Source organism: Sulfitobacter sp. M39, from assembly GCF_021735935.1.
In the GTDB taxonomy this organism is placed as follows: domain Bacteria; phylum Pseudomonadota; class Alphaproteobacteria; order Rhodobacterales; family Rhodobacteraceae; genus Sulfitobacter.
On sequence record NZ_WMDZ01000001.1, the window covers coordinates 1584739 to 1601425 of the forward strand.

The window sequence follows — 16687 nt, forward strand, 5'->3', positions numbered from 1 at the left end:
AAAATCCTCGCCGAAGGCATCCGCCCCATCCTCCCCACAATGGGAAGGGCAGGGGGCAGCCGCGCCCCTCGGGGTTACAGATCCTCGATCCGCAGCGCCACGGGATCACTTGCCAGCACACCGGTTTTCGCCATCGCGGCCAGAGCCTCGTCCAGCGCGGTGCGGCTGCATTTATGGGTGACGATCAAGACCGGGGCCTGATCGCTGCGGTGTTCGGTCTGGCGCATGCGGTCGATGCTGATGCCGGCCTCGCCCAGAACGGTGGCGACTTTGGCCAGGGCACCGGGCTTGTCCAGCAGGCCCATTCGCAGATAGAAGGCGGCGGGGCGCTGCGACAGGGCTGCAGTGGCCGAGGCGAGCGTGGCTGCCTTCTGACCAAAGACCGGGCCATGCCAGCCGCGCGCGATATCGCAGATGTCCGACAATACAGCGCTGGCGGTGGGGCCTTCACCGGCACCGGGGCCGCGCAGGACGATCTGCCCGATCGCATCGCCTTCCAGCACGATCATATTGGTCCCCCCCGCGAGCTGTCCCAGCGGAGAGCTGTCGGGCACAAGGCAGGGCTGCATGCGCTGTTCCAGCCCGCGGCCGGTCATTTGCGCGACGCCCAGAAGCTTGATCTTGTATCCCATATTCGCGGCAGCCTGAATGTCGTCGATGCTGACGCGCTGGATGCCTTCGATCTCGATCCCGTCGAAATCCACTTGTGTGCCAAACGCGATCGAGGACAGGATCGCCAGCTTATGCGCCGCGTCAATCCCGCCGACATCAAGGTTCGGGTCCGCTTCAAGATAGCCAAGCGCCTCGGCCTCTTCGAACAGGGAGTTATAGCCGTTGCCGGTCTCTTCCATGCGGGTCAGGATATAGTTGCAGGTGCCGTTCATCACGCCCATGACGCGGGTGATCTCGTTACCGGCAAGGCTTTCCGTCAACGCCTTGATCACGGGGATGCCCCCGGCTACGGCGGCTTCATAGCGGATCAGCGCGCCGGCGGCTTCGGCTTGTTCGGCCAGCGCCTGACCGTGGATCGCCAGCAGCGCCTTGTTGGCGGTGACCACATCCTTGCCCGAGGCGAGCGCGGCTTCGGTCGCGTCTTTGGCGGGGCCTTCGTCGCCGCCCATCAGTTCGACAAAGACATCCACATCATCACGTTTTGCCAGTGCGACGGGATCATCTTCCCACGCGTAGCCCGACAATGTAACACCGCGGTCCTTGTCGCGGCTGCGGGCAGAGACGGCGGTGATGGTGACGGGGCGACCGGTGCGGGCCTCGATCAAGGCAGCCTGCTTGCGGATGATCCGCACCACGCCAACCCCAACGGTGCCCAATCCGGCAATCCCAAGACGAAGCGGTTGTGACATGGTGCAATCCTTTTGGTGGTGCGCGGCAGCGGGCTGCGGCGTTTCGGGGGTTTAGCCGCGATGTAGCCCTTTCCCACCGCGCACGCAACGCGACATTGCATGCGGTTTATTGCAAACCTTGGGACAAACGCTGCTTTTCCGACCCCGACAGAACCGATCCGCGCAAGCGCGCCGCACGCGCCTGCAACCGTTCGACCCGCGATGTCAGCCCGCTTTCGGTTTGCGGGATGTTCACCTGTCCGGCCTCGGCTTTGGCAAGCAGCGGATCGACCGGCACAAGCGCGGGATAGTCCGAGGCGAGAAGCTCGGGCGTGGCACGGCTGTCGAGCGCGGGAAACTGCGTGCAGGCTGCGGGCAGGGTCAGCGCGGCAAGGCAGAGCGGAAGAAGGATACGGTGCGTCATAGATCAGTCATGCACCAGCGACGGAAATCGCGCAAGCAGGGGTTTGCCTTTGAACATGCGTTCAATTAACCTTTGACCCATGGCGCGTACAACCGGATCACATTCTGACATCACTCGGCCCAAAATCCGCGCGGCAGCGTTGCGGCTTTTCGCCCGTCACGGCTTTGCTGCCGTATCCATGCGGGCACTGGCGACGGAAGTCGGGGTGCAGGCGGGCGCATTGTATAATTACACGCCGGACAAGCAGACGCTGCTGTTCAGCCTGTTGCAGGACCATATGAACGACCTGCTTGCGGCCTGCGACAGTGACCCCGGTCAAAGCGCAGTGGATCGCCTGCGCCAATTCGTCGACTTTCACATCCGCTTTCACGCCGACCGCCCGGACGAGGTTTTCATCTCTTATATGGAGCTGCGCAATCTCACGCCCGAGAACTTCGCCGAGGTCGAAGCATTGCGCCGCCAATACGAAGACCAGCTAGAGACGATTTTGCGCGACGGGGCGGCGGCGGGGGATTTCGCCATCGCCGATACCAAGATCGCGACCTTAGCGGTGATCGCGATGCTGACGGGGGTGAACACGTGGTTTCGCGCAGGCGGACGGCTGTCGCTGGACGAGGTGATCGCGCAATATTGGGATATGGTGCGCAAGTCGGTCACGGCGGGGTAGGCCCCCGCACGCGACGCTTGTTTTTGCGGCGCTTCGCAGCGCAGGGCGTTAGTCGTCGAAGCCGACGAACCGCGTGACCTCTTCGACGGGGCGTCGGGTAGAGACGACGGCATTGGCCGAAAAATCCTCGTCCGGCCAGCCCATGGCGACGCAGGTCATGATCACCTGATCATCGGGGATTTGCGCATGTTCACGCACCACAGGCGATTGCATGATGCCCTGACCGTTGATCACGCAGCCCAGACCTTTGCTCCACGCGGCGAGGACAAGGCCGTAGGTCACCGCGCCCAGATCGAAATGCGCGATGGTGCCATTGTCATCCAGCGACTTGTCAAAGCAGACGACGATGGACACCGGCGCATCGAACTGGCGGAAGCCGCGCATCACCCAATCTTGGCGGCGTTCCTTGTCGTCGCGTTCGATCCCCATGGCGGCAAAGAGCTGTTTCGCGATGCCGACCTGCCGGTCGCGGTGGACACCGGCATAGGCCCCGTGATCGCTGATTTCACGCACCGGCGGCACGCCTTGCAACATACGGGTCGAATTCCCTTCGCGGACTTTTTCAAGCGGTTCGCCGGTCAGCACATGCAGATGCCACGGCTGGGTGTTCATCGACGATGGCGCGCGATTGGCCAGTGCGATGACCTCTTCCAGCAAGGCGCGCGGCACGAAGTCTTTCTTGAAGCCCCGGATGCTGCGCCGTTCCTGCATTGCCTGTTTCAGTTCCATCTTGCCCTCCCGCAAATTTCCTGACGGCTGTCAGACTGTTGCAGTTCCACGGTGGGGTCAAGCGCGGGTGGGGCCGCGTGCCGCTGCGTCAGATCAGCAGTTCGGCACGTTGACCGCCAGACCCCCAAGCGAGGTTTCTTTATACTTTTCAGACATATCCGCGCCAGTCTGACGCATGGTTTCGATGCAGGCGTCCAGCGGCACCAGATGCGTGCCGTCGCCGCGCAGCGCAAGCGACGCGGCGGACACCGCCTTGATCGCGCCAAGCCCGTTGCGTTCGATGCAAGGCACCTGCACCAGACCGCGCACGGGGTCGCAGGTCATGCCCAGATGATGTTCCAGCGCGATTTCGGCGGCGTTCTCGATCTGCTGCGGCGTGCCGCCCATGACGGCACAGAGCCCGGCGGCGGACATGGCGGCGGCGCTGCCCACTTCGGCCTGACAGCCCGCTTCCGCCCCCGAGATCGACGCGTTGAATTTGACCAGCCCGCCGATCGCCGCAGCGGTGAGCAGGAAATCCTCTATATGCGCCTCCGACGCGCCAGGGACGTGATCCAGATAATAGCGCAGGGTCGCGGGCATCACACCCGCCGCACCATTGGTGGGGGCGGTGACGACTTGCCCACCGGCGGCATTTTCCTCGTTCACCGCCATGGCGTAAACGCTCATCCAGTCGTTGATCGTGTGGGGCGCGCGCTGGTTCTGGCCGCGTTCGGAAACCAGCGCATCATGGATCGCCTTGGCGCGGCGTTTGACGTTCAACCCGCCGGGCAGGATGCCATCGGTCTCCAGCCCGCGGTTGATGCAGTCGTTCATCACCTGCCACAGCCGTTTGGTGCCGTCGCGTAGCTGCGCCGCCCCGCCGCGCGCTTCCTCGTTGGCGCGTTTCATCTGGGCGATGCTCTTGCCGGACTCTGTCGCCATCTGCAGCATCTCGGTTGCGGATTTGAACGGGAAGGGTATCGGCGCGCCTTCGTCTGTGTCCTTGCCCGCCGCCAGTTCGGCTTCGGTCATCACGAAGCCGCCACCGATGGAATAATACGTCTCGCGCAAGCTAACGTCGCCTTGGCCGTCGGTGGCCATCAGCATCATCCCGTTGGCGTGGCCGTCCAGCTTGATGTCATAGTCAAAGATCATATCGGACTTGGGCGCGAAGCTCAGCGTGCCAAACTCGGGCAGGGTGATCGTCTGCGTTCGGTTGATCTCGGCCAGTACCTCTTCGGCGCGGTCATTGTCGTAGTCTTGCGGCGTGAACCCCGCGAGGCCAAGGATCGTGGCGCGGTCCGTGGCGTGGCCCACACCGGTAAAGGCCAGACTGCCGTGCAGGGAGGCGCGCAGGCCCGCAAATTTGAACGGCGAGGCGCGCATCAGGTCCAGAAACCGTGCCGCCGCCACCATCGGCCCCATCGTATGCGACGAGGACGGGCCGATGCCCACTTTGAACATATCGAAGACAGAGAGAAACATCAGGTGGCACTTCCTATGGGTGGGGTGGCAAGGTGGGGCGCGGTAAAGGGCGTGGGCCCCAGCCCTTCGGCGGTTTGCGCGGCCGCCGTGCAGGGGAGCGTTTCGACCCGGGTGCAAAGCGCGTGCAGATGCGGGGTGGCGCGCAGATCGAACCAGCCGCGATCACGGGTGCGCGGATACAGCGCACACCAGCGCAACAGCGGGGCGAGGTAAAGCGCAAGCGCGAGGGGCAGCGCATCAGCCGCGGCCCGGTCCTCCAGCCTGCGCAGGTGGGTCTGCAACGCTTGGGTTACGGTCGTGTGCAGCGCGTCTTGGGCAGCGTCGTCAACGCCCACGTATTTATCAGGGTAAAACAGCATACGCAGGGCAGGGTGCACCGTATTTGAGACGAAAAACAACCACTTGAGGAAATCCGCCCGCGTGGCATCCGTCGCGGCGGGGGCCAGCCCCCCGTGCCGGTCCGCCAGCCACAGCAGGATTGCGCCGGTTTCGAACATCGGCCCGTCCGGCGTCTGCAGCGCGGGGATCAGCCCGTGCGGGTTCAGCGCCAGATAGGCGGGGGCAGACTGCCCCCGCGCCGCGCGATCGACCAGACAGGTGTCATAGGCCACACCCTGCGCTTCAAGCGCGAGGCGGATGATCAGAGAGGCATTATCGGGGGCGTAGTGCAGCGTGTAATCGGTCATAGGCCGGTGGTATCCCATTGCGCCGGAGGCGGGCGATTGAAAACGACCGATCTGCGCGGTTTGCGGTACTCTATCCAGATTATCGGCGCATAAAACCCCCGTGGCGTCGCAGTGCAGGCCATGTGACACCGTCTGTAGGCCACGCGACGCGACGACAATGCGGTTTTGAGGGTCGCGCGCCGGCGCGGCTGCGTCTATAAGGGCGTCGATTAACGAGGAGTCGCTGCCATGACCGGAGAATTGTCACCCATTGATAAGGCCAAATTTGTTGCCGCCAAACGCGCTGCACAATTTGTAGAAGACGGAATGCGCGTCGGATTGGGCACCGGCTCTACCGCCGCGTGGCTGGTGCGCTGCTTGGGCGAGATGGTGCGCGACGACGGCTTGCGGATCAAGGGCGTGCCCACGTCGACCCGTACCGCGCAGCTGGCGCGCGAAGTGGGGATCGAGGTGATCAGCCTTGATGAAGCCAAGTGGCTGGACCTGACCATCGACGGCGCGGACGAGTTCGACGGAGAGCTGAACCTGATCAAGGGCGGCGGCGGTGCCTTGCTGCAAGAAAAGATCGTGGCAACCGCTTCCGATCAAATGGTCGTGATTGCCGACATCGGCAAAGAGGTCGAAACACTGGGCGCATTTCCCCTTCCGGTAGAGGTTATCCCCTTCGGATGGCAGACCACACAAGCGCTTGTCGAAGAGACTTTGGTGTCGATGGACGTGCTGGGGCGTAATTCCACGCTGCGTATGAACGGCGACATTCCCTTCGTGACGGACGAGGGGAACTACATCCTTGACCTGCATCTCAAGCGGATCGGCAACACCCGCCAGATGGCTTTGGTCATGAACCAAATGCCGGGCGTAGTTGAAAACGGGCTGTTCATTGATATCTGTGATGCCGTGGTGATCGGCTATGGCGATGGCCGCGTCGAAGTGCGCGACATCAACGAAGGCACTGTTGATCGCGATAAGATGGAGTTTGTCGAGACGGATAACCTGTTCTCCGACCTGAGCGATTAACAAAGAAAGGCCCCGGCCCAGATGAGCGATTTTGATTACGACCTTTTTGTCATTGGTGGCGGTTCCGGCGGAGTACGCGCCGCGCGTGTTGCGGCGGGTGAATACGGGGCCAAAGTCGCCCTCGCCGAAGAAGACCGCTATGGCGGGACATGCGTGATCCGGGGCTGTGTGCCGAAAAAGCTGATGGTCTTTGCCTCGGGCTATGCTGAATTGGTGGACGAGGCGAAATGCTTTGGCTGGGACATCAAGCCGGGCACCTTCGACTGGCACGCGTTCAAGACCCGCTTGAACAATGAACTGGACCGGCTGGAAGGCGTCTATCGCAAGCTGCTGGGGAATTCGGACGTCGAAACCTTTGACCAGCGCGCCACGATCAAGGACGCGCACACTGTGCAGCTGGCCAATGGCGAAACCCGCACGGCCAAGCACATCTTGCTGGCCACCGGCGGCCGTCCGGTACGCCCCGATGTGCCGAACGCCCATCTCGGGATTGTGTCGGACGATATCTTCCATCTCGAAAGCCTGCCCAAGTCGATCCTGATCGTGGGTGGCGGCTATATCGGCTGTGAATTCGCCTGTATCCTGAATGGCTTGGGGGTCGAGGTGACGATGTACAACCGCGCGGCACAGATCCTGCGCGGTTTTGATGACGAGGCACGCGGGCTGATCGCTGAATCGATGACAAATGCAGGCGTCGATATCCACTGCGGCACCAATATCGTCGAAATGGCGCTGGAATCCGAACACGAGGCGGGCACCATGCCCAGCAACTCTGACGCGGCGATGGGGGCCACGGCTGCACAATCGAACGAGCTGAACAATTGCGACGCGCGCGCAGGCACGCAGGGGCCGATCTGGGTCAAAGCCTCCAACGGGGCTGAAAAGGTCTTTGACATGGTGCTGTTCGCCACAGGGCGTGCACCGAATACCGATGGCATGGGGCTGGAAGAGGTCGGCGTGTCGCTGGGCCGTCGCCAAGAAGTCGAAGTCGACGAATACAGCCAGTCGGGCGTCCCGTCGATCTATGCCATCGGCGATGTCACCGACCGCGTGAACCTGACACCTGTTGCGATCCGCGAAGGCATGGCCTTTGTGCAAACCGTCTTTGGTGGCAACCCGACACCCGTGGATCATGACCTGATCCCGTCGGCCGTTTTCACACAGCCCGAATTCGGCACCGTCGGCCTGACAGAAGAGCAAGCGGCAGAGCAGGAACCGGTCGAGATTTATTCGGCGTCGTTCCGGCCCATGCAAACGGCCTTTGCCGAAAAGAACAAACGTGTGATGATGAAGCTGATCGTCAGCAAGGAAACACGTGTCGTTCTGGGGTGCCACATCGTCGCACCAAACGCGGGCGAGCTGATCCAGCTGGTGGGCATTGCCGTGAAGGCGGGGCTGACAAAAGAGCAATTCGACGCGACCTGCGCCGTGCACCCGACCATGTCCGAAGAGCTGGTCACCATGCGCAGTCCGACACGCACTGCTTGAAGTTCGGGCGAATATGCCCAACTCTGCACAAGATAAAACCGCGTAGGCGGTTGGGATAGGGCCGCTGCAGCGGCCATACATAGGGAAGAATTAATGGCTGGAAATACAGGCGGCCCTTGGGGCGGCGGAGGAAACTCAGGCGGTGGGAACAACGGTGGCGACCGCAACCGGCCCGGAGGGCAGCGGCCCACTGGCGGTGGCGGACGTGGTCCGGGTGGTGACAAAGGTCAGATGCCCGAGATCGACGATCTGGTGAAAAAGGGTCAGGAACAGCTGCGCGTCCTCATGGGCGGCAAAGGCGGCACCCGTAACTCCGGCGGCTCTGGCGGGAATATGGGCGGCGCAGGCCCCAAGTTCACCCGCGGCACAGTGGGGCTGGGTCTGGTGGCGGCCGCTGTCGTCTGGGGGATGGCAAGCTTTTATACCGTGCGCCCTGAACAGCAGTCGATTGAACTCTTCCTTGGCGAGTTTTCTGGCATCGGGACAGAGGGTCTGAACTTTGCCCCTTGGCCTTTTGTCACAGCCGAAGTCTTTGATGTCACCACCAACCGCGCCGAAACCATTGGCGCGGGCCGCAGCGGTGACGACAACGAAGGGCTTATGCTGACCACGGATGAAAACATCGTCGACATCGACTTTCAGGTCGTCTGGAATGTGAAGAACGCCGAGAACTTCAAGTTCTCGCTGCGGGATCCGCAAATGGCGGTGCGTGCGATTTCTGAATCCGCCATGCGCGAGATCATCGCCCAGTCCGAGCTGGCACCGATCCTCAACCGTGACCGTGCCACCATCGAAGCCTCCGCACGCGAGCTGATCCAGACCACGCTTGATAACCGCGAGACCGGAATCAACATCATCCGCGTCAACTTTAACAAGGTGGACCCGCCCAGCCAGACGGTCACCGTGACGGATGCAAACGGCAACACGACACAGGAATCCGTCATCGACGCCTTCCGCGACGTGCAAGCCGCCGAACAGGAACGCGACCGGGTGGAACGTCAGGCTGATGCCTACGCCAACCGCCGCACTGCCGAAGCCCGTGGTGAATCCGCCCGCCTGCTGGAAGCCGCCGAAGGGTACCGCGCACGTGTGGTCAACGACGCCGTGGGTGAGGCAAGCCGCTTTGAAGCGGTATTGCAGGAATATGCAGCAGCACCCGATGTGACCCGTCGTCGTCTGTACATCGAAACCATGGAGAAAGTGCTGGGAGACGTGGACAAGATCATTCTTGAAAACGGCTCTGATGGGACCGGGCAGGGGGTCGTGCCTTACCTGCCGCTCAATGAACTCCGCAACTCCAACCGAGGATCGAACTGATGCGTAAACTCAATATCCTCATCCCCGTGGTTGTGATCGCAGCCGTTGTCGCCCTGTCGTCGATCTTTATCGTGGACGAACGTGAACGCGCGCTGGTGCTGCGCTTTGGCCAGATCAAACAGGTGCGTGAAGACGCGGGCATCGGGTTCAAAATCCCGCTGCTGGACGAGGTCGTCCGCTATGACGACCGTATCCTGTCGCTTGAAACGCCGATGATCGAGGTCACCCCCGCCGATGACCGTCGTCTCGAAGTGGATGCCTTTGTGCTGTACCGCATCAACAGCGTCCGCCAGTTCCGTCAGGCCCTTGGCACCGACGGTGGCCGTCAGGCTGAGATCCAGTTGAACGGTATTCTTGACGGTCAGATCCGTGCGGTTCTGGGCTCGCAGGGTGTGACATCCAACACCATCCTGTCCCCCGAACGCTCTGCCCTGATGGACCAGATCCGCGAACGTTCTGACGCGCGTGCGCAGGCGCTTGGTCTGGATGTGGTCGATGTGCGTTTGCGCCAGACCAACCTGCCAGAGCAGAACTTTGACGCGACCCTGCAACGGATGATCGCTGAACGTGACCGCGAAGCGACCGATGAACGCGCCCGTGGCCGCGAGGCGGCGCAACGTGTCACCGCCCTTGCGGATCGTACCTACGAGGAAATTCTGTCGGAAGCCCGCCGCGACGCCCGTATCACCGAAGGTGAGGCCGACGCCGAGCGGAACAAGATCTTTGCGCAAGCCTATTCCAAGGATGCGGAGTTCTTTGAATTCTACCGCTCGCTCAGCGCTTACGAGCAAGCGTTGAAAGGCGAGAATTCCACTATGGTGATGTCGCCCGACAGCGAGTTCTTTAACTACCTCAAGTCGGACGAAGGCAGCCGCAACCAACGCGCGACCACCACCGGGACTGGCAACTGATCCTATCCACGGTGCACTTTCAAACAGGGGCTGGCAGAAATGCCGGCCCCTGTTTCGTTTGGGGGCATGACCACGGGATCAACGGGATGATGGGCGGCAATTTCGCATAGAAACCGAGGGTCGCGTTGACATGCGCGTGAGGATGACCATCTTTCACCTTGCAGCAGTGGGTTTGCAGATGCACTCTGCCAAGGACACACAAACGGGGTGTATCGCCCCTTATAAAACCGGAGTTGACGAATGCAGCCAAAGGCCGTTTCCCTGTCGCGTACCGACGCAATATCGCCCCAGATCAAATGGTTGATGATGGGTATGCTGGCGCTGGCTTTTGTCCTGATGCAGGCCGTCGTCGCGCTGGCCAAACCCGAAAGCCTTGCACCGCTTGCGGAAAAGATCAGCCCGTCGGTCGTGAATATCACCACCTCCACCACCGTTGAAGGGCGCACAGGTCCCCGTGGCATCGTGCCCGAAGGTTCCCCCTTCGAGGATTTCTTCAAGGAATTCCGGGACCGCAACAACGGCGGCGAAGCCCCCGCACCACGCAAATCTTCGGCGCTTGGGTCGGGGTTTGTCATCTCTGAAGACGGGTTCGTCGTGACAAACAACCACGTCATCGAAGGCGCGGACGAGATCACCATCGAATTTTTCACCGGTCTTGAATTGAAGGCCGAAGTCATCGGCACCGACCCCAACACCGATATTGCCCTGCTTAAGGTCGAAGCCCCAAGCGCGCTGCCCTTCGTCAGCTTCGGCGACAGCAATGCCGCCCGCGTTGGTGACTGGGTGCTGGCCATGGGGAACCCGCTGGGGCAGGGGTTTTCGGTCTCTGCCGGTATCGTCTCGGCGCGCAATCGGGCTTTATCGGGCACCTACGATGACTATATCCAGACGGATGCTGCCATTAACCGCGGCAACTCCGGCGGGCCGTTGTTCAATATGGACGGCGAAGTCATTGGCGTGAACACCGCGATCCTGTCGCCCAACGGCGGCTCCATCGGGATCGGTTTCTCGATGGCGTCGAATGTTGTAACGCGTGTTGTGAACCAGCTTAAGGAATTTGGCGAAACCCGTCGCGGCTGGTTGGGTGTGCGTATTCAGGACGTTACCCAGGATGTGGCCGACGCGATGGGGCTTGCCAAAGCGTCCGGCGCGTTGATCACCGATGTACCGGACGGCCCTGCCAAGGACGCGGGGCTTAAAACCGGTGACGTGATCCTCAGCTTTGCAGGGGTCGAGGTTGAAGACACCCGCGGTCTGGTCCGTCAGGTGGGTAACAGCACTGTCGGGGCCTCGGTCCGCGTGACTGTCCTGCGCGAGGGGAAATCCCAGACGCTCAAGGTCAAGCTGGGCCGCCGCGAAGATGCCGAAGGGGCGGGGGCGTCTGCCTCGGAACCACAGGATGAGGCAGAGCCCGAAGCGCCTGCGTCAAAGTCGGTGCTTGGTCTGACAATCACGCCGCTGACGGATGATCTGCGCACCGAGCTTGGGGCGGATGATTCAGTCGAGGGTCTGGCCGTGACCGAGGTCGACGAGATGTCGGAAGCCTTCGAGAAAGGCCTGCGTGTCGGGGACATCATCACAGAGGCCGGCCAACAGCCGATCCTGTCCATCACCGATCTGGAGGACCGCATCACCGAGGCCAAGGATGGCGGGCGTAAGTCGCTGCTCCTGTTGGTGCGCCGCGCAGGTGACCCGCGCTTTGTGGCCTTGGGTCTGGGCGACTAAACCCGCCCCACATCACTGAAAAACATTGCCCCCGTCGGTCCCCGCACCGGCGGGGGCTTTGCGTGGGGCGCGTCTGCACGCTGCCGGTTGTTTCGCATATCGAAAGCCGATAGGATTTACGTCAAATGAAGGACAGCTCCATGCACGACACAACCACGACGGCCATTCGCAGCGATCGGCTGTCTGCGCTGCGCACCCAAATGCTGGCAGAGGCGGAGATTACCAGCGTGCAGAACCAGTCGCTGATCCAAAGCCGCCGAGAACAGATTTGCGAGGCGGCCTTGTCGCTGTTTCTTGAGAAAGGCTTTGCCGCCACCACGATCCGCGACATCTGTGCGCGCTCGGGCGTCAATCAGGCCAGCATCTATGATTATATCGCGAATAAGAACGACATCCTGCGCCGCTTGCTGAACCAGCTGTGGTTCCGCGAGGACGTGTCGACGTTGCCGATCATCCTGCTGGATGAAAACCTGTCACTTGAGGACGCGTTCGAGAAATACTTCCGCGAAAGCTGGTCGATGAAACGGGATGGCACGTTGCTGGCCTATCGGTGCGTGCCGCATATGCAAGCCGAAGACCGCCGCGCCCTGCACGCGCGCGAGTTTGCGGTGATGAAGGATCTGGCCGACCAGCTTGCCCCGCGTCTGGGGATGCACAGCGACGACCAACGGCTTGATATCGTTGCCAATCTGATGGTGTTCCTGTCAGCCTTTGGCCCGATGCGCGACTGGCTGATCCGTGACATCCCGGACGAGGTGATCCTGCGCACGATCTCGGCCGGTGCGGCGGCGATGGTCAGATCGCTAGCGGATCAGACGCAGAGCTAAAGCTTGCGGGCGCGAATGACCGTGTGGTGGCTGACCAGCTCATAGCCCATCTCGGCCGCGACACGATCCAGCAGCGTCGCGATCTCGGTCCCTGGAATTTCCACCAGATCCCCACTGTCGACATCGACCAGATGGTCGTGGTCCGTGTGAGGCATCATCTCGTAACGGGCAGGGGCATCATCCAGTACCAGTTTGCGCACCAGCCCCGCGTTTTCAAGCACTGACATCGTTCGATAGACCGTCGCGACTGACACAGTGTCATCCAGCCTGCGCGCCTTTTCATACAGGTCTTCGACATTGGGGTGATCGTCGGTTTCCGACAGCAGCGATACGATGGTTGTGCGCTGTGGCGTGACCCGTAGGCCCGCTTCACGCAGCAATTGCTTGTAATCAGCGCTGTGGGTCAAACCGATGTCCTTTCTCGTCTGCCTTCTTGTTACGCAAGATTCTCCTTGCCCGCAAGTTTATGCGACCTATTCTTATTTGCATGTTTGACATATGCGACTAATTCGCATTTACATCTAGCGAACGCATTGCTCCTTGGAGGAACAGAATGAGAAAGAATGTGCTGGCGTCGGTTTTTGCTCCGGTTCTTGGTGTTGCGGCGATGGCGGGCGTGCCTGCGGTTGCGGCTGATTTCAAAGTCGTCACGACCTTTACGGTTCTTGCCGATATGGCGCAGCAGGTCGGGGGCGATGCGGCAGAGGTGGTATCGATCACCAAGCCCGGTGCCGAAATCCACGGCTATGAGCCCACCCCGCGCGATATCGTGGGCGCGGTGGATGCCGATCTGATCCTGTGGAACGGCATGAACCTGGAGCTGTGGTTCGAGCAGTTCATCTCGAACCTCGGGGATATCCCGTCGGCCACGCTGACCGAAGGCGTGGAGCCGATCTCTATCGGGGAGGGGGAGTATGAGGGCAAGCCGAACCCCCACGCCTGGATGGGGCTGGATAACGCGCTGATTTACGTTGACAACATCGCGGCAGCTTTTGCCGAGCACGACCCGGACAATGCGGCGACATATGCCGCCAATGCCGAAAGCTACAAACAGGAAATCCGCGATACGATCACGCCCCTGCGGGACCGCATTGCGCAAATCCCCGAAGACCAGCGTTGGCTGGTGACCTGCGAAGGGGCGTTCAGCTACCTCGCGCGGGATTTCGGGATGAAAGAGCTGTACCTCTGGCCGATGAACGCCGACCAGACCGGCACGCCGCAGCAGGTGCGCAAAGTCATCGATTCCGTGCGCGACAATGATATTCCGGTCGTTTTCTGTGAAAGCACGGTGAATACCTCGCCTGCAAAGCAGGTCGCGCGGGAAACCGGCGCTGCTTATGGTGGTGTGCTGTATGTCGATAGCCTCAGCACTGCCGAGGGGCCCGTGCCAAGCTATCTGGACTTGCTGCGCGTCACTTCGCAGACTGTCGCAGACGGGCTGGATGCAGGCCTGAAGTAAATGGAAACCGATATGAACCCCGCCACCACGACCGTCCCCGTATCAGAGCTTGCCGCCGATGCCATCGGCATCAAGGCCACGGATGTCACGGTGACCTATCGCAATGGTCATACCGCGCTGTATGATGCCAGTTTTGAGATCCCGCGCGGTACGATCACGGCGCTGGTAGGGGTCAACGGCGCGGGGAAATCCACACTGTTCAAAGCGATCATGGGCTTTGTGCCCGCCGCGCAAGGGCAGATCACGCTGTTGGGGAAGACCGTAAAAGAGGCGCTGCGTGAGAACCTTGTGGCCTATGTCCCCCAGTCAGAAGAGGTTGATTGGGCCTTTCCGGTGCTGGTGCAGGACGTGGTGATGATGGGGCGCTATGGGCATATGGGGTTCCTGCGCCGTCCCAAAGCTGCCGATCACGCGGCGGTGGACGATGCCCTGCGCCGCGTCAACATGACCGATTTCCGCCACCGTCAGATCGGAGAGTTATCCGGCGGGCAGCGCAAGCGGGTCTTTCTGGCGCGCGCCTTGGCGCAGAACGGGCAGGTGATACTGCTGGACGAACCCTTTACCGGCGTAGACGTGAAGACCGAGGACCAGATCATCGACCTGCTGCGCGAACTGCGCGACGAAGGGCGGGTGATGCTGGTGTCGACGCATAACCTGGGCTCTGTCCCGGAATTCTGTGACCGGACCGTCTTGGTCAAGGGCACGGTGCTGGCCTATGGCACGACGGAAACGGTCTTTACCCATGACAATCTGGAAACGGCGTTTGGCGGGGTGCTGCGGCACTTTACCCTTGGGGGGCAAGACCTGCACGATGATGACGACGGGCGCGAGCTGCGGATCATCACCGACGATGAACGGCCTTTCGTGCATTACGGCAAACGCATCAACACGACCGAGGACGACACATGATCGACCTGCTGCTAGAGCCGTTCAGCTATGACTATATGTTCAACGCCATGTGGGTGTCGGCGATGGTGGGGGCGGTTTGCGCCTTTTTGTCATGCTATCTGATGCTCAAGGGCTGGTCGCTGATCGGCGACGCGCTCAGCCATTCTGTCGTGCCCGGAGTGGCGGGAGCCTATATGCTGGGGCTGCCCTTCGCGCTTGGCGCGTTTCTGGCGGGCGGTATGGCGGCGGGGGCGATGCTGTTTTTGTCGGGGCGGTCGGGGCTGAAGATCGACGTGATCATCGGCATCATCTTTACCGCATTTTTCGGCTTGGGCCTTTTCATGGTGTCGCTATCGCCCATGTCGGTCAGCATCCAGACCATCATTATGGGCAATATCCTTGCCATCGCGCCGCAAGACATCGTGCAACTGGCGATCATCGGGGTCGTCTGCCTGACCGTGCTGCTGCTGAAGTGGAAAGACCTGATGGTCACCTTCTTTGACGAAAACCACGCACGCTCCATCGGGTTGCGGCCCGAGCTGTTGAAGGCGGTGTTCTTCATGCTGCTGTCGGCTGCGGTGGTGGCGGCGATGATGACCGTCGGGGCCTTTCTGGTGATCGCCATGGTCGTGACACCGGGGGCGACGGCCTATCTGCTGTGCGACCGTTTCCCACGGCTGATCATCGTATCGGTGCTGATCGGCACGATCACCAGCTTTCTGGGGGCCTATGCCAGCTATTTTCTGGACGGGGCGACAGGCGGGGTGATCGTCACGCTGCAAACTGCGATCTTCCTGCTGGCCTTTGTTTTTGCGCCCAAACACGGTGTGCTGGCCGCGCGGCGCAAGGCTGCGGCGGCGCTCAAATCCTTGCGAGACGGGGTGGCCCCATGATCGACACGTTGCTGTTTCCGTTCCAGTTTCCCTTCATGCAGAACGCCTTTTGGATCGTGCTGCTGGTTGCCCCGCCCACGGCGTTGCTGTCATGCTTTCTGGTGCTCAAGGGCTGGGCCTTGATGGGCGATGCGGTCAGCCATGCGGTCCTGCCGGGGGTCGTGCTGGCCTGGATCACGGGGTTGCCGCTGATTGTGGGGGCCTTTGCCGCGGGTATGTCCTGCGCGATGCTGACCGGATACCTGAGCTACAACAGCCGGATCAAACAGGACACCGTGATGGGGGTCGTCTTTTCGGGCATGTTCGGGATCGGCATCATCATGTACACCTCGATCACCACGAACCAGCATCTGGATCACGTGCTGTTCGGCAATATGCTGGGCGTCGGCGTGCAAGATCTTTGGACGGCGGGGCTGATCTCGGCCTTTGTGACGGCGTTTCTAGTGCTCAAGTGGAAAGATCTGCTGCTGCACGCCTTTGACCCCGCACAGGCGCAGGCCAGCGGGCTGCACACGGGGTTCTTGCACTATGGGTTGCTGGCGGTCTTGTCGCTGACCATCGTGGCGACGCTAACGGCGACGGGGCTGATCCTTGCGGTGGCGTTGCTGGTCACACCGGGGGCGATTGCCTTTCTGGTGGTGCGCAGCTTTGGCCCGATGCTGATCGTATCTGTGCTGGTCTGCCTTTTGTCGATGTTCGCGGGCGTCTACGCCAGCTTCTTTCTGGATAGCGCACCGGCGCCGACAATCGTGTTGATCCTGACGGTGATCTTTGTCCTCGCCTTCATCAACCGTTTGCTGGTGACGCGCCGCACCTCGCGTCAGGCGGCACGGGGGTAGCCTTGAAAGG

General features: G+C 61.3%; 17 protein-coding genes. 11 read left to right on the top strand and 6 right to left on the bottom strand.

The window, feature by feature from the left end:
- Nucleotides 1–74: 74 nt before the first annotated feature.
- Together GLP43_RS07620 and GLP43_RS07625 are read right to left on the bottom strand one after the other, a co-directional pair.
- Entirely contained in the window at nucleotides 75–1361 is a 1287-nt protein-coding gene (locus GLP43_RS07620) for a homoserine dehydrogenase (protein ID WP_237278840.1), read from the bottom strand.
- Between the two features lie 106 nt (nucleotides 1362–1467).
- The gene (locus tag GLP43_RS07625; RefSeq protein ID WP_005852539.1) at nucleotides 1468–1764 is read right to left on the bottom strand and encodes a hypothetical protein; all 297 of its coding nucleotides are present in this window, start codon (nucleotides 1762–1764) and stop codon (nucleotides 1468–1470) included.
- Between the two features lie 79 nt (nucleotides 1765–1843).
- Between GLP43_RS07625 and GLP43_RS07630 the strand changes: the two genes are divergently transcribed.
- Nucleotides 1844–2431 (top strand): TetR/AcrR family transcriptional regulator, encoded by a 588-nt coding sequence (locus tag GLP43_RS07630; RefSeq protein WP_237278841.1) that lies wholly within the window; start codon nucleotides 1844–1846, stop codon nucleotides 2429–2431.
- A 48-nt stretch (nucleotides 2432–2479) separates the two neighbouring features.
- On the opposite strand, the gene GLP43_RS07635 is transcribed toward GLP43_RS07630, so the two are convergent.
- The 3 genes from GLP43_RS07635 to GLP43_RS07645 form a co-directional block, all read right to left on the bottom strand.
- Nucleotides 2480–3160 carry a nitroreductase gene (locus GLP43_RS07635; protein WP_237278842.1) on the bottom strand — a complete coding sequence of 227 codons (681 nt, stop codon included), beginning with the start codon at nucleotides 3158–3160 and terminating at the stop codon, nucleotides 2480–2482.
- 93 nt (nucleotides 3161–3253) lie between these two features.
- Nucleotides 3254–4627: an L-serine ammonia-lyase gene (locus GLP43_RS07640; protein WP_237278843.1), complete on the bottom strand. Its 1374-nt coding sequence runs from the start codon at nucleotides 4625–4627 to the stop codon at nucleotides 3254–3256.
- Nucleotides 4627–5313 (bottom strand): glutathione S-transferase family protein, encoded by a 687-nt coding sequence (locus tag GLP43_RS07645; protein ID WP_237278844.1) that lies wholly within the window; start codon nucleotides 5311–5313, stop codon nucleotides 4627–4629. The genes GLP43_RS07640 and GLP43_RS07645 overlap by 1 nt, the downstream gene beginning before the upstream one ends.
- A 228-nt stretch (nucleotides 5314–5541) precedes the next feature.
- On the opposite strand from GLP43_RS07645, the gene rpiA reads away from it, so the two are divergent.
- From rpiA to GLP43_RS07675, 6 genes are all read left to right on the top strand, one after another.
- Nucleotides 5542–6330 (top strand): ribose-5-phosphate isomerase RpiA, encoded by a 789-nt coding sequence (gene rpiA / locus GLP43_RS07650; protein WP_005852551.1) that lies wholly within the window; start codon nucleotides 5542–5544, stop codon nucleotides 6328–6330.
- Nucleotides 6331–6351: 21 nt separating this feature from the next.
- The gene (locus tag GLP43_RS07655) at nucleotides 6352–7818 is read left to right on the top strand and encodes an FAD-dependent oxidoreductase (RefSeq protein ID WP_237278845.1); all 1467 of its coding nucleotides are present in this window, start codon (nucleotides 6352–6354) and stop codon (nucleotides 7816–7818) included.
- Nucleotides 7819–7911: 93 nt separating this feature from the next.
- On the top strand, nucleotides 7912–9135 hold the full coding sequence (gene hflK, locus GLP43_RS07660) for an FtsH protease activity modulator HflK (RefSeq protein WP_237278846.1): 1224 nt from the start codon (nucleotides 7912–7914) through the stop codon (nucleotides 9133–9135).
- A complete protein-coding gene (hflC, locus tag GLP43_RS07665) occupies nucleotides 9135–10046 on the top strand; it encodes a protease modulator HflC (RefSeq protein ID WP_237278847.1) in 912 nt (303 codons plus the stop codon). The genes hflK and hflC overlap by 1 nt, the downstream gene beginning before the upstream one ends.
- Nucleotides 10047–10286: 240 nt before the next feature.
- Nucleotides 10287–11771, top strand: a complete 1485-nt coding sequence (locus GLP43_RS07670; RefSeq protein ID WP_237278848.1) for a DegQ family serine endoprotease — start codon at nucleotides 10287–10289, stop codon at nucleotides 11769–11771.
- 140 nt (nucleotides 11772–11911) lie between these two features.
- Nucleotides 11912–12598 (top strand): TetR/AcrR family transcriptional regulator, encoded by a 687-nt coding sequence (locus tag GLP43_RS07675; RefSeq protein ID WP_237278849.1) that lies wholly within the window; start codon nucleotides 11912–11914, stop codon nucleotides 12596–12598.
- Here the strand turns inward: GLP43_RS07675 and GLP43_RS07680 are convergent.
- Entirely contained in the window at nucleotides 12595–13005 is a 411-nt protein-coding gene (locus GLP43_RS07680) for a Fur family transcriptional regulator (protein WP_005852561.1), read from the bottom strand. The two genes, GLP43_RS07675 and GLP43_RS07680, sit on opposite strands and share 4 nt — an antisense overlap.
- 146 nt (nucleotides 13006–13151) lie before the next feature.
- Here GLP43_RS07680 and GLP43_RS07685 point away from each other — a divergent pair, with 146 nt between their 5' ends.
- From GLP43_RS07685 to GLP43_RS07700, 4 genes are read left to right on the top strand one after another with little or no spacing between them, the layout of a single operon-like run.
- Nucleotides 13152–14057, top strand: coding sequence for a metal ABC transporter substrate-binding protein (locus tag GLP43_RS07685; protein WP_422802549.1), 906 nt, complete (start codon nucleotides 13152–13154; stop codon nucleotides 14055–14057).
- Nucleotides 14058–14069: 12 nt separating this feature from the next.
- Nucleotides 14070–14966, top strand: a complete 897-nt coding sequence (locus GLP43_RS07690; RefSeq protein ID WP_237279939.1) for a manganese/iron ABC transporter ATP-binding protein — start codon at nucleotides 14070–14072, stop codon at nucleotides 14964–14966.
- Nucleotides 14963–15838 (top strand): metal ABC transporter permease, encoded by an 876-nt coding sequence (locus GLP43_RS07695; RefSeq protein ID WP_005852566.1) that lies wholly within the window; start codon nucleotides 14963–14965, stop codon nucleotides 15836–15838. Before GLP43_RS07690 ends, GLP43_RS07695 begins: the two co-directional genes overlap by 4 nt.
- Nucleotides 15835–16677: a metal ABC transporter permease gene (locus tag GLP43_RS07700; protein WP_237278850.1), complete on the top strand. Its 843-nt coding sequence runs from the start codon at nucleotides 15835–15837 to the stop codon at nucleotides 16675–16677. Before GLP43_RS07695 ends, GLP43_RS07700 begins: the two co-directional genes overlap by 4 nt.
- The last annotated feature ends 10 nt before the right edge of the window (nucleotides 16678–16687 follow it).

Excerpts from the sequence above, each read along its gene's own strand:
- GLP43_RS07620 (WP_237278840.1), bottom strand. The coding sequence starts at position 1,361 with ATGTCACAACCGCTTCGTCTTGGGATTGCCGGATTGGGCACCGTTGGG.
- GLP43_RS07625 (WP_005852539.1), bottom strand. The coding sequence starts at position 1,764 with ATGACGCACCGTATCCTTCTTCCGCTCTGCCTTGCCGCGCTGACCCTG.
- GLP43_RS07630 (WP_237278841.1), top strand. The coding sequence starts at position 1,844 with ATGGCGCGTACAACCGGATCACATTCTGACATCACTCGGCCCAAAATC.
- GLP43_RS07635 (WP_237278842.1), bottom strand. The coding sequence starts at position 3,160 with ATGGAACTGAAACAGGCAATGCAGGAACGGCGCAGCATCCGGGGCTTC.
- GLP43_RS07640 (WP_237278843.1), bottom strand. The coding sequence starts at position 4,627 with ATGTTTCTCTCTGTCTTCGATATGTTCAAAGTGGGCATCGGCCCGTCC.
- GLP43_RS07645 (WP_237278844.1), bottom strand. The coding sequence starts at position 5,313 with ATGACCGATTACACGCTGCACTACGCCCCCGATAATGCCTCTCTGATC.
- rpiA (WP_005852551.1), top strand. The coding sequence starts at position 5,542 with ATGACCGGAGAATTGTCACCCATTGATAAGGCCAAATTTGTTGCCGCC.
- GLP43_RS07655 (WP_237278845.1), top strand. The coding sequence starts at position 6,352 with ATGAGCGATTTTGATTACGACCTTTTTGTCATTGGTGGCGGTTCCGGC.
- hflK (WP_237278846.1), top strand. The coding sequence starts at position 7,912 with ATGGCTGGAAATACAGGCGGCCCTTGGGGCGGCGGAGGAAACTCAGGC.
- hflC (WP_237278847.1), top strand. The coding sequence starts at position 9,135 with ATGCGTAAACTCAATATCCTCATCCCCGTGGTTGTGATCGCAGCCGTT.
- GLP43_RS07670 (WP_237278848.1), top strand. The coding sequence starts at position 10,287 with ATGCAGCCAAAGGCCGTTTCCCTGTCGCGTACCGACGCAATATCGCCC.
- GLP43_RS07675 (WP_237278849.1), top strand. The coding sequence starts at position 11,912 with ATGCACGACACAACCACGACGGCCATTCGCAGCGATCGGCTGTCTGCG.
- GLP43_RS07685 (WP_422802549.1), top strand. The coding sequence starts at position 13,152 with ATGAGAAAGAATGTGCTGGCGTCGGTTTTTGCTCCGGTTCTTGGTGTT.
- GLP43_RS07690 (WP_237279939.1), top strand. The coding sequence starts at position 14,070 with ATGAACCCCGCCACCACGACCGTCCCCGTATCAGAGCTTGCCGCCGAT.
- GLP43_RS07695 (WP_005852566.1), top strand. The coding sequence starts at position 14,963 with ATGATCGACCTGCTGCTAGAGCCGTTCAGCTATGACTATATGTTCAAC.
- GLP43_RS07700 (WP_237278850.1), top strand. The coding sequence starts at position 15,835 with ATGATCGACACGTTGCTGTTTCCGTTCCAGTTTCCCTTCATGCAGAAC.